An 11,473-nucleotide genomic window follows, 5' to 3' on the forward strand; every position below is an offset into this window, starting at 1 on the left:
ACCGGCGCACCCGGTGCGGAATGGACGCCGGGTTGCGCCTCCTCCACAGGGCGCGGGACAGCAGAGTTCTCCTCAGATGGGGGCCCGCCGGGCCCGTGTCGAGGAGGCGGCGGGCACCCTGAGGGAATGCGCCACGTCGACATCGCCACCGTGCGTCGCCTGCTCCGCAGTCGCGACGATCTCATCGTCGAGGGGTTCACGGCGCGCGGAATCGAACGCGCCGTGGCGGCGGGTGAGCTGCACCGGGTCCGGCGCGGCTGGTATATGGCGGGTGCGGACTGGTCGGAGCTCTGGCCGGAGTCCCGCCACCTCGTTCACGTCGTCGCGGTCAATGACAGTGCGCGGGTTCCGCTCGTGTTCGCCCTGACATCGGCTGCTGCGCTGCACGGACTCGCCCTGTACCGCGTGCGGGCCGAACGTGTGCACACGGTCCATCCAGATGCCGCCCGGCGTTCGGAGGGTGACGTCGTCCGTCACCGAGCGTGGCTTGAGGATGCAGACGTCGTCGGCGTGGACGGCATCCTCTGCACCTCGATTCCGCGCACTGCATATGACCTCGCCCGGCTCACGAGCGCGGAGGTGGCTCTGGTCGGCGTCGATACCGCACTGGCGCGGATCGGCGGCGACCCCCGTCGCTACGATGAGGATGCCGCCGCCCAGTGGCTCGGCGGCTTGACCGCGCGGCTCGACGGCGCCGGCGCTGTCCGCGGCATCCGTCATGCCCGGATGCTGCTCGGCGTCGCCGATGGTCGCTCGCAGCAGCCGCTCGAGATCACGACGAAACTGCAGTTGCGGCGTCTCGGGTTTCGCCAACCGCGGCTGCAGGTGCCGGTCGCTGCGCCCGAGCGCGGCGCGTACTGGATGGACATCGCGATCGACGAAGCGGATGCCTTCTACGAGTGCGACGGCGAGACGAAGTACACCGACGAGGCGATGCGGTCGGGAAAGACGCTCGAACAGGTGCTTCTCGCTGAGAAGCATCGCGAGGATTGGGTGCGCGGTGTGACGGGCCGGCGCGTGCTGCGCGGCGGAACCCCGCACTCGGCGACTCCCGCTGCGCTCGCCGCCCGCCTGCGGGACTTCCACGTCGCGATCCCTGAGCGCCGAGCGCGCCTGTTGCTCCCCACACGGCCGTTGCTGTACGGGCAGTAGCCGGAACATTGGGCGCGAACCAGCGCGCTCGGCGTGACGCGGCGGACGGGGGACGGGGGACGCGCGATTTGGGGGGACGGGGCGCACGCGGTAGAGTGGGAGGAAGCCAAAGACCGCTGGTCTCGGTGTGCGCGAAAGCGGATGCCGATGAAACTCTGCACTGCAGGGGCCCGCGCAGGTGTACAGACAGACTCCCGGGAAACCGGATCGAAGCTCCGTGCGCATGCGCCGGAGCTTTTTCGCATGCGGGAGCCTTCTCGTATATGGGGGGCGGTTGCGGCTGTCGTCCCGCCGCCGCGGGGCGTCTCTCATCTACAAGGAGTGACCATGGCGCAGAAGGATGCATCGGTCGCCGAGCTCACGAAGAACTTCGAGAACTCGAACGCCGTACTGCTGACCGAGTACCGCGGTCTGACGGTTGCCCAGCTCAAGCAGCTGCGAAACAGCATCCGTCAGGACGCCGACTACGCCGTGGTGAAGAACACGCTGACCAAGATCGCCGCCAACAAGGCGGGTATCTCTGCGCTGGATGATGACCTCAAGGGGCCGTCCGCCGTCGCATTCGTGCATGGTGACTTCGTCGCCACCGCGAAGGCTCTTCGTGACTTCGCCAAGGCCAACCCGCTTCTGGTGATCAAGGGCGGCGTGTTCGAGGGGAACACCCTCACCGCCGACGAGGTCAACAAGTACGCCTCGCTCGAGAGCCGTGAGGTTCTGCTGGCGAAGGCGGCGGGCATGATGAAGGCGACGATGGGCAAGGCTGCCGCGACCATCGACGCGCTTCGCGAAAAGCTCGAGACCGCTCAGGCCGCGTAAGCGACCGGCGTTCTCACCCCTACAACCCCATCAATCTAGGAGATACATCATGGCTAAGCTCACCACCGAGGAGCTGCTCGACCAGTTCGCCGACCTGACGCTCGTCGAGCTCAACGACTTCGTCAAGGCCTTCGAGGAGAAGTTCGAGGTCACCGCCGCTGCTCCCGTCGCCGTCGCCGGCGCCGCGGGCGGCGCAGGTGCCGCCGAGGTCGAGGAGGAGAAGGACTCGTTCGACGTCATCCTCGAGGCTGCCGGAGAGAAGAAGATCCAGGTCATCAAGACCGTTCGCGAGCTCACCTCGCTGGGTCTCGGCGAGGCCAAGGCCGTCGTCGACGGTGCCCCCAAGGCCGTGCTCGAGGGCGCGAACAAGGAAACCGCCGAGAAGGCCAAGGCCGCGCTCGAAGAGGCCGGCGCGACCGTCACTCTGAAGTAATCTCGCTCACGCGACATGATGAAGGCCCACGGCTCCCGCCGGGGGCCTTCATCATGTCAGGCCCGCGGTACGGCGGTCGAGGCGCGCACGATCATGCGCGCGTGTATGACCTCGCGGGCGCGTGGACGCGTCGGATCGGCGATCTCGGCGAGCAAGAGGCGCACGGCGGCGGCGCCCTGCTCGCGCGGAATCTGCTGGAGGGTCGTCAGTGAGAACATCTCGGCGAACTCGTGGTCGTCGATGCCGACGATGCTGAGTGCCGACGGCACCAGGATGCCGAGGCGCCGCGCCGCGATGATCGCTCCTATCGCGACCTCGTCGCACACCGCGACGATCGCCGTCGGGCGTTCCCGCGAGTCCCCGAGCAGGTCTGCGGCGACGGCATAGCCCCCGGGAAGAGTCACGTCCGACGCGATGTGCCGTTCGTACGCGGCCAGCCCCGCTTCGTCCATGGCATGGCGGTAGCCCGCGAGGCGCTGCTGGTCGACGTGTGCCCACTGCGTCCCGGCGCGGTCGCCCCCGCCGAGGAACGCGATGTCGGTGTGACCGAGCGTGATGAGGTGCTGCGTCGCTCGGCGCGCGGCCGAGTCGTCATCGACGGCGACGACGCTCGTCTGGTCCCCGGCGCCGACGACGCTCACGATCGGACGACCGATCTGAGTGAGCTGATCCAGCTCGTGGTCGGCGGGGTCCAGTCCCACGGCGATCAGGCCGTCGAATCGCTTTCGCGCCAGGAAGTCATCGAAGATGCGGACGCGACCCTCGGTGCCCGGTTTGGCCTCGTAGAGGGTGAGATCCAGTCCGAGTGTCAGCAGGGACTGCTGGATGCCTTCCAGAACCTCCGCGAAGAACCACCGGTTGACGTAGGGCATGACGACGCCGATGTTCTGCGTCTTCCCCGTCGCGAGGCCGACTGCGCCGGCTGAGGGCACGTAGCCGAGATCAGCCGCGGCGGCGCGAACGATCTCGCGCGTGGCGTCCGACACATAGCCGCCGCCGCTGAGCGCACGGCTGGCCGTGGCTTTGGACACACCGGCGCGCGCTGCCACCTCAGCGATCCCTGCCATCGTGCTCCTCCTCGAGTGTGACAGCACACTAGCGGATCGTCACGATCTGTGGAACCGGTTGCAGATTGTGGGAGCGGTACCATTCCTCACCCCCGGACGGCGATTCGATGTTATCGGGTTGTGATACTTCTCGGATTGTGCCTTCGGCGGTCGCTCGGATAGCGTTGGCTGGAACCGGTTCCCGAGATCGCGAACCGATCGGCGCGCTCTTCCCGCGCGCGTGACTCGAAGAGGAGACAACAGCATGAATGGACTTCGGTCGGCCGCTCGGCCCCGGATCTTCCTGGGCCTGGGAGTGGTCACAATCGCCACGCTTGCTCTGGCCGGATGCGCCGAAGGGGCGGCGAGCCCCGACAGTTCCGGCGGTGCCGGGGAAACCGTCCGCATCTCCGGTGGCATCACGGGCACCGAGGCGGACGCGTTGAACGAATCGTTCGCGAAATTCACGGAAGACACCGGCATCGAGGTCGTCTATACGGGTGACAAGAGCTTCGAGGGCAACATCGTCACGAAGGTGGCCGGCGGTGACGCTCCCGACATCGCGATCGTGCCGCAGCCCGGTCTCTTGAAGACACTTGTGGAGACGGAAGAGGTGCTGCCGGCATCCGATACCACGAGCGAGAACGTCGACGAATACTGGGGCGCCGACTGGAAGTCCTATGGCACGTTCGACGACACGTTCTATGCGGCCCCGATGCTCGCCAACCTCAAGGGCTACGTCTGGTACTCGCCGGCGCAGTTCGACGAGTGGGGCGTCGAGGTCCCGAAGACGTGGGACGAGCTGCTCACTCTGACCAAGACGATTCAAGAGACGACCGGCGCAGCCCCGTGGTGTGCCGGCTTCGCCTCGGATGCAGCGTCGGGCTGGCCGGGCACCGACTGGATCGAGGACCTCGTCCTGCGCCAGTCCGGTCCCGAGGTCTACGACCAGTGGGTCGCGGGCGACGTCGCGTTCACCGATCAGCCCATCAAGGACGCGTTCGACGCGGTCGGTGAGATCCTCTTGAACCCTGCCTACGTCAACGCCGGATTCGGTGACGTCAAGAGCATCAACTCGACAGCGTTCGCCGATGTCGCGTCCAAGGTCGCCGACGGCACATGCGCGATGACCCACCAGGCGTCGTTCCTGTCGGCCAACTTCCTCACGGTGACCAATGCGGCCGGCGAGACGCCGACGATCGCGCCCGACGGCGACGTCTACGCCTTCATCCTTCCCGGCGTCACCGCGGACGAGCTCTCGGTCGAGGGCGGCGGCGAGTTCGTCGCGGCGTTCTCCGACTCGGATGCCGTGCAGAAGGTCGTGGAGTACATGACGACCCCCGAATGGGCCGACGCGCGCGTCTCGCTCGGCGGTGTCATTTCGGCCAACAAGGGTGCAGACCCGACGCTGGCCTCCAGCGACTTCCTGACCGAGGCGATGCAGGTGCTGCAGGACCCGACCACGACGCTCCGCTTCGATGCGTCCGATCTCATGCCGGCGACCGTCGGATCGGGATCGTTCTGGAAGGGCATGGTCAACTGGATCGACGGCAAGCCCACCGACGAGGTGCTCAGCGACATCCAGGCCGGCTACGAGAACTGACCGTTCTCGAAGACTGACCGAAGCGGACGGGGCTGCTCCGAAGGGAGTAGCCCCGTCCGTCTCGCTCATCGCCCACAGACGACTCACCGGCCTTGCCGCCCACGCGAAGGTAGGCCACGATGATCCACAGAGTCCGCTGTCGTACTCGAAAGGGTTTCCATGTCCGACATCACTGACACCGCGGCCCCGCCTGTGGCTCGTCCGGCAGGTACGCCGTCTCCGAACGCCGGCACACCTGCCGGAGGGCGCACCAGGACGGGGACGATCGTCGCGATCGGCCTGATCCTGGTCGTCGCACTCTTCCTCTTCATGATCACGCGGGCACCCGTCGAGGACGCCCGACCGGTCTCGCTCGGCTTCTCGCTCAACAGCTTCTTCACCTGGCTCGGCAGCCTCAACCCCGTCGTCCAGATCCCGATCATCCTGGTCGTCTTCGGCGCAGTGGTCGGCCTCCTCCTGCTGCTGATCGAGTACGCGCCGCGCGCGGGGCGCTTCTACTTCTGGCTCCGCCTCGTCGCCTGCTTCGCGATCCCGGCGCTGGCGTTCATGATGCTGCGGCCGTACGAGAACGCGGTGGTCTGGGTGATCGGCATCGCGATCCTGCTGGGAGCGGTGCTCTTCTACGCCGATTATCGATCGCGGCAGGGTGCGGGATACCTCTTCCAGCTCATCCTGTTCGCCGCGCCGGCCTCGATCCTGCTGCTGATCGGACTCATCTACCCGGCGATCGCCACGGTCATCCAGTCGTTCTTCGATAAGACGGGCGAAGAGTTCGTCGCCCTGGAGAACTACCAGTGGGTGTTCACAAACCCCGAGGGGTTCTGGTCGGTCATCAACACGCTGATCTGGGTGCTGTTGGCGCCGACCTTCGCGACGGTCATCGGCCTGGCGTACGCCGTCTTCATCGATCGGGCGCGCGGAGAGAAGTACCTGAAGGTCTTGATCTTCATGCCGTTCGCGATCTCGTTCGTCGGCGCGGGCATCATCTGGAAGTTCGTCTATGACTACCGGCAGGGCGACCAGGTCGGCATCCTGAACGCCGTCGTCACCGCTTTCGGTGCGGAGCCGGTGTCGTGGCTCGATGCGCAGCCGCTGATCAATACGTTCCTGCTGCTCGTCGTCTTCATCTGGAGCCAGACGGGTCTGGCGATGATGATCCTCTCCGCGGCGATCAAGGCGGTGCCCGCCGAGCAGATCGAGGCGGCACAGCTGGATGGCACGAACGCGTGGCAGCGATTCGTGAACGTGACGGTGCCGGGAATCCGGTCTTCGCTGATCGTCGTGTTCACGACGATCGCGATCGGCGCCCTCAAGGTCTACGACGTCGTCGCGGTCATGACCGGCGGTCGCGCGAACACGACCGTGCTGGCCTTCGAAATGGTCAATCAGCAGCAGCGATTCCAGAGCTACGGGCACTCCGCGGCGCTCGCGGTCGTGCTGTTCCTGTTCGTCATGCCGTTGATCATCTTCAACGTCTATCAGCTTCGGAAGCAGAGGGAGATCCGATGACCATCGAAGCAATCGAGCCTGTCGTCGACGGTCGCTCGGCCCGTCAGGTGGAGCGCGATACGCGTCGCCACGAAGCGATGGCGCGCAAGCGTCTGACGTCGCGGGGCGCGACGATCGCGGCGATCGCGATCGCCTTCGTGTGGACGATCCCGACGTTCGGCCTGTTCGTCACGTCCTTCCGCCCGGGCAGCGACACCCAGTCGACCGGCTGGTGGACCGTCTTCGTCGATCCGAGCTTCACGCTCGAGAACTACGGGCTGGCGCTCACATCGGGGGGCACGGCGCTCACCCTCGGCGCGTCGTTCCTGAACTCGCTGGCCATCACGATCCCGGTCGTGATGTTCGCCCTGGCGATCGCATCCCTGATCGCCTACGCCTTCGCCTGGATCGACTTCAAGGGCCGGAACTTCTTTTTCATCTTCATCTTCGCGCTGCAGATCGTTCCACTGCAGATGGCGCTGGTGCCGTTGCTGAGCCTGTTCTCGCGCGGCCTGACGATCAACGAAGTCATGATCTTCCCCGGCTTCGATCTGCGCGGGATCGAGCACTCGTTCGCGACGGTCTGGATCGCGCACACGATCTTCGCCATGCCGCTCGCGATCTTCCTGCTGCACAACTTCATCTCCGAGATCCCGCACGAGATCATCGAAGCCGCACGGGTGGACGGCGCCGGTCACGGCCAGATCTTCTTCCGGCTGATCCTGCCGCTCGCGGCGCCCGCGCTCGCCTCGTTCGCGGTGCTGGAGTTCATCTGGGTGTGGAACGACCTGCTCGTGGCGACGATCTTCGCGCCGTCGTCGTCGCTGCCGTTGACGCAGTCCCTCAACTCCCTGTCGGGAACCTGGGGCAGCCAGTGGTTCCTGCAGGCAGCCGGCACCTTCATCTCGATCCTCGTGCCGTTGATCGTGTTCTTCGCGCTCCAGCGCTTCTTCGTCCGAGGCCTGCTCGCGGGCGCCACGAAGGGCTGAAGCGATCCGCGCGCTCGGCGCGGACCCGTCGACAGCCGCGGTCGCCCTGCACCCCGGTGACGCGATCTCGACTCCGCGTCGCACGGTCTACATCATCCTGCTCGGCGCGCTGACGGCTCTCGGTCCGTTCACGATCGATCTGTACCTGCCCGCGTTCCCGGTGCTGCAAGAGGACTTCCGCACGAGCGCGGCCGCGATCCAGCTCACCCTCACCGGCACGATGATCGGCTTCGCCCTGGGCCAGCTCATCGTGGGGCCGCTCAGCGACAAAGTCGGCCGCCGCATCCCATTGCTGTCGGTGACGGCGCTGCACGTGCTGGCGAGCTTCGCCGCGGCGCTCGCGCCGAGTCTCGAGCTGCTGAGCGGCGCCCGCGTCGCGATGGGCATGGGTGCCGCGGCCGGCGGCGTGGTCGCGATGGCGATCGTGCGCGATCTGTTCGGCGGCCGTCGCCTGGTGGTCATGCTCAGCCGCCTTGCCCTCGTGTCGGGTGTCGCCCCCGTGATCGCTCCGCTGATCGGCTCAGCCCTGCTCTCGGTCATGTCGTGGCGGGGGATCTTCGTCGTACTCGCGGTCTACGGCGCGGTCATGCTGATCTCGGCGATCGCTCTCCTTCCCGAGACTTTGCCCCGGGCGCGCCGGCACGATCGCGGAGCGACCACCGTGTTGCAGCGCTACCAGAGCGTCTTCCGCGACCGGGTCTTCATCGGTGTGCTGATCATCGGCGCGATGACCTTCAGCGGGCTGTTCTCGTACCTGTCGGCCTCGTCATTCCTCTTCCAGGTGACCCACGGGCTCAATGCCCAGGAGTATGGAGTGCTGTTCGCGGTGAACTCGATCGGCGTCGTCGTCGGTGTGCAGACCGCTTCGCGACTGGCCGCACGGTTCGGGCCCCCGTGGATGCTCGCCTTCTCGACCGCGGCCCTGTTCGTCGCGGCGGTCGCGATCATCCTCACCGACCAGCTGGGGCTCGGCCTCTGGGGCACCGTGGTGCCGCTGTTCTTCTTCATGACCGCGTGCGGGTTCACGTTTCCGTGCGTGCAGGTGCTCGCCCTCGATCGGCACGGAAAGGCGGCCGGGACGGCGGCATCCGTTCTCGGTGCCTGCAACTTCGGTGTCGCCGGACTGATCTCGCCCGTCGTCGGATGGATCGCGAGGGATGCCGGCATCACCGCCACGACGATGGCCTCGGTCATGGTCGGATGTGCCGCGATCGGTGTGCTGGCGCTGTGGCTGATCGTGAGGCCGCGGACAGCCGGGCGCCTCGCTCCCTGAGCCTTCGTGTGCGGTGCGGCGTTGCTGCAACCGATCGCCGCGGTATCCACCGGCCCGCTCGACGGCGGCGCTCGTGACCCCCGATTCCGTCCCGCGCCCGGATCCGCATTTCGGTTGCGAGGGTAAACCGGCACGGACTCATCGCGAGCGCGAGCGGAACCGGCAAGACCCGCACGCTGCAGGGCCTCGGGGAGCACGTTCCGCTCGAGGATGCGCTGGGAGCCAGAGGCACCCGGACGATTCTCACCGGTGTGATCCGTGGGATCTTCGGCACGGGCCGGCGCCGAACCGACGCCGATCCGAATGGCACACTGAGCGCGCGGGGCTGAGCCGGTCAGCCCACGAAGCGCCCCGCCTCGAGATGCACGACACGGTCGATGAGCGTCGCCGGCACGGTGACGTGCGAGATGAGCACCACGGCCTGGTCGGCGCCCACAGCCGAAAGCAGGTCGGTCAGCAGCGCATCGGATGCCGCCGGATCCACCCCCGCGGTGGGCTCGTCGAGCACCAGCACCGGGAACCCGTGCAGCAGCGCACGCGCGAGCGCGATGCGCTGCGCCTGCCCGCCCGACACGAGCGCGCCGCGCTCGCCGACCCGCGCGTCGAGCCCCCCGCGCTCGCGCAGCCAGGGCCCGAGACCCACTCGCTGGAGCACGTGCTCGAGGTCGGCATCGGTCGCGTCGTCCCGAGCGAAGAGGAGGTTCTGACGGATGTCTTCGTCGAAGAGCATGGGACGCTGCTCGCACAGGCCGACGGTGCGCCGGACGTCGTCTGCTGCCAGATCTCTCACGTCGACTCCGCCGATCGTGTAGGCGCCGGTGACGTCGAGGAACCGGACGAGGACATGCGCGAGGGTGCTCTTGCCGGCACCGCTGGAGCCGACGACGAGCAGACGCTCACCCGGGGCGACATCGAGGTCGACACGCTGGAGCGCGGGAGCGGAGGCGCCTGGCCAGGTCGCCTCGATCTCGCGCAGGCGGAGTCCCTCGCCCAGCGCGGGGCCGGTTCCGGTCGGGGCCCCTTGGTCGCGCACCAGCTCCGCCGGGACGGTTTCGGGCGTCGCGGCGGCGATGCGTGCGGCCGCCGACCGCACTTGACGCCAGGACGATGCCGCCAGCGGCACGGAGGTGAAGACATCGAACACGGCCATCGGGACGAGGACGACGACAGCCAGCGCCGGTCCGGCGAGCTGGCCCATGGTCACGGCAGGGGTGGCGACCAGCACCGCGAGCACCGATGCGATGCCCGCGAGCAGAGAAACCAGCGCGGTTGCGCCGGCCTGGGCCACCGCGCGGCGGACGACCGCGCGGCGCACGTCCGCATCGGCGGCGGCGATACGGGCTCGGCTGGCCTCCTCCGCGCCGCAGGCGACCAGGACGTCGAAACTGCCGAGGTGGTCGAGCACGGCGTCGGCCAGGCGCCCGCGCAGGGGAGCGATGGCGCGCTCGGATCGTCCGCCGGCCGCCCAGCCCCATCCCGCGGCGACGAGTGCGGCCACGACGAGGCAGGCCAGGAGCGTCAGCGCGGCGGGCGGGTGGATGAGTGCGACCAGGATGACGGCCCCGCCGGCGACCGCGGCCGAGCCGACCAGTGGCTGCACGACGCGCAGCGGCAGATTCTGCAGCTCATCGACGTCGTCCACGAGCGACCCGAGGATCGAGCCGCGGCTCGTGCGGGTGAGTCCATCGGGCGCGAGTGGGATCAGGCGCCGCACGAGATCGCTGCGGGTCGCGGCGAGCTGGCGGAGCGCCGCATCGTGGCTCGCGAGGCGCTCGACGTAGCGGAAAGCAGCCCGGCTGAGCGCGAATGCGCGTACCCCCACCACCGCCATCGAGATGTACATCACGGCGGGCTGTTCGGACGCACGCACGATCAGCCAGGCGCTGACGGCGAGGAGCGCGACCGCGGATGCTTCCGACAGGAAGCCCGCCGCCGCGCCCGGCCAGAACCGCCGCGCGGGGGGCATCGCCCCGCGGAGCACCTCGCCGGCGGTCATACGCGCACCTCGGACGGATGGACGGGGGAGGGCGCAAGGGGGATGACCCGGTCGGCGATGGCCCTCGCCGATGTGCGGTGCGAGACGAGGAGCACGACGGCGCCGCCGGCGGCGACCTCGCGGATCGAGGACCACAGTGCGGATTCGGTCCGCTCGTCGAGCGCCGCGCTGGGTTCATCCAGCGCGACGACCGCGCCCCATCCGCGCTCGCGACGATAGAACGCGCGGGCCACCGCCACCCGCTGCGCCTGCCCACCGGAAAGCCCCGCGCCCTGAACCCCGAGCTCTTGGCCTGAGTCGAGATCTGCGGCGCACGCCCGCTCGAGACTCCGGGCGACCAGAGCGGTGTCGGGGGTCAGGTCGCCGAGGGTGACATTGGCGGAGATGCTGCCGGCGATCAGGCCGGCATCCTGCCCCGCCCACGCGAACCAGGTTGCGGGCGGGCGGGCGAGCGCGTCCGCCCCGCCGAGCGTGATCGTGCCGTCGAAGCTCGCGGCTCCGCGGAGCGCGGCCAGCAGGCTCGACTTGCCGGCGCCGCTCGGTCCCTCGATGAGGGTGACGGTCCCGGGCGCCGCGCGGAACGACACCGGCGGGAGGGTGCGGTCGCCGCGATGCACGCGCACACCCCGAAGCTCCAGCGCGCCGCCGGCGGGCGGGGGCGCCGGCGCATCGCGGGG

At 68.3% G+C, this 11,473-nt stretch carries 11 protein-coding genes; 8 read left to right on the forward strand and 3 right to left on the reverse strand.

The window, feature by feature from the left end; all coding sequences use genetic code 11:
• Positions 1-126 precede the first annotated feature (126 nt).
• The 3 genes from QZV81_RS05495 (at position 127) to rplL (ending at position 2,401) form a co-directional block, all read left to right on the forward strand.
• Positions 127-1,152, forward strand: a complete 1,026-nt coding sequence (locus QZV81_RS05495; RefSeq protein WP_292833971.1) for a hypothetical protein — start codon at positions 127-129, stop codon at positions 1,150-1,152.
• 327 nt (positions 1,153-1,479) lie between these two features.
• Positions 1,480-1,968 carry a 50S ribosomal protein L10 gene (rplJ, locus tag QZV81_RS05500; protein WP_292833974.1) on the forward strand — a complete coding sequence of 163 codons (489 nt, stop codon included), beginning with the start codon at positions 1,480-1,482 and terminating at the stop codon, positions 1,966-1,968.
• 49 nt (positions 1,969-2,017) lie between these two features.
• A complete protein-coding gene (gene rplL / locus QZV81_RS05505; RefSeq protein WP_292833977.1) occupies positions 2,018-2,401 on the forward strand; it encodes a 50S ribosomal protein L7/L12 in 384 nt (127 codons plus the stop codon).
• Positions 2,402-2,457: 56 nt separating this feature from the next.
• Here the strand turns inward: rplL and QZV81_RS05510 are convergent, their stop codons facing one another.
• Positions 2,458-3,468 (reverse strand): LacI family DNA-binding transcriptional regulator, encoded by a 1,011-nt coding sequence (locus QZV81_RS05510; RefSeq protein ID WP_292833980.1) that lies wholly within the window; start codon positions 3,466-3,468, stop codon positions 2,458-2,460.
• A 244-nt stretch (positions 3,469-3,712) separates the two neighbouring features.
• On the opposite strand from QZV81_RS05510, the gene QZV81_RS05515 reads away from it, so the two are divergent.
• The 5 genes from QZV81_RS05515 (at position 3,713) to QZV81_RS05535 (ending at position 9,129) form a co-directional block, all read left to right on the forward strand.
• A complete protein-coding gene (locus tag QZV81_RS05515; RefSeq protein WP_292833983.1) occupies positions 3,713-5,050 on the forward strand; it encodes an extracellular solute-binding protein in 1,338 nt (445 codons plus the stop codon).
• Between the two features lie 159 nt (positions 5,051-5,209).
• Complete coding sequence (locus QZV81_RS05520) at positions 5,210-6,559, forward strand: sugar ABC transporter permease (protein WP_292833986.1); 1,350 nt, start codon at positions 5,210-5,212, stop codon at positions 6,557-6,559.
• Positions 6,556-7,527, forward strand: coding sequence for a carbohydrate ABC transporter permease (locus QZV81_RS05525; protein WP_292833988.1), 972 nt, complete (start codon positions 6,556-6,558; stop codon positions 7,525-7,527). The genes QZV81_RS05520 and QZV81_RS05525 overlap by 4 nt, the downstream gene beginning before the upstream one ends.
• A gap of 4 nt (positions 7,528-7,531) precedes the next feature.
• Positions 7,532-8,800, forward strand: a complete 1,269-nt coding sequence (locus tag QZV81_RS05530; RefSeq protein ID WP_292834049.1) for a multidrug effflux MFS transporter — start codon at positions 7,532-7,534, stop codon at positions 8,798-8,800.
• A gap of 140 nt (positions 8,801-8,940) precedes the next feature.
• Positions 8,941-9,129, forward strand: coding sequence for a hypothetical protein (locus QZV81_RS05535; RefSeq protein ID WP_292834052.1), 189 nt, complete (start codon positions 8,941-8,943; stop codon positions 9,127-9,129).
• Positions 9,130-9,134: 5 nt separating this feature from the next.
• Here the strand turns inward: QZV81_RS05535 and cydC are convergent, their stop codons facing one another.
• Together cydC and QZV81_RS05545 are read right to left on the reverse strand one after the other, a co-directional pair.
• Positions 9,135-10,796 carry a thiol reductant ABC exporter subunit CydC gene (gene cydC, locus QZV81_RS05540; RefSeq protein WP_292833992.1) on the reverse strand — a complete coding sequence of 554 codons (1,662 nt, stop codon included), beginning with the start codon at positions 10,794-10,796 and terminating at the stop codon, positions 9,135-9,137.
• Positions 10,793-11,473 (reverse strand): ATP-binding cassette domain-containing protein (locus QZV81_RS05545; RefSeq protein ID WP_292833995.1); only part of this gene is annotated, 681 nt, incomplete at its 5' end. The genes QZV81_RS05545 and cydC, both read right to left, overlap by 4 nt.

Source organism: Microbacterium sp., from assembly GCF_011620665.1.
Lineage (GTDB): Bacteria > Actinomycetota > Actinomycetes > Actinomycetales > Microbacteriaceae > Microbacterium.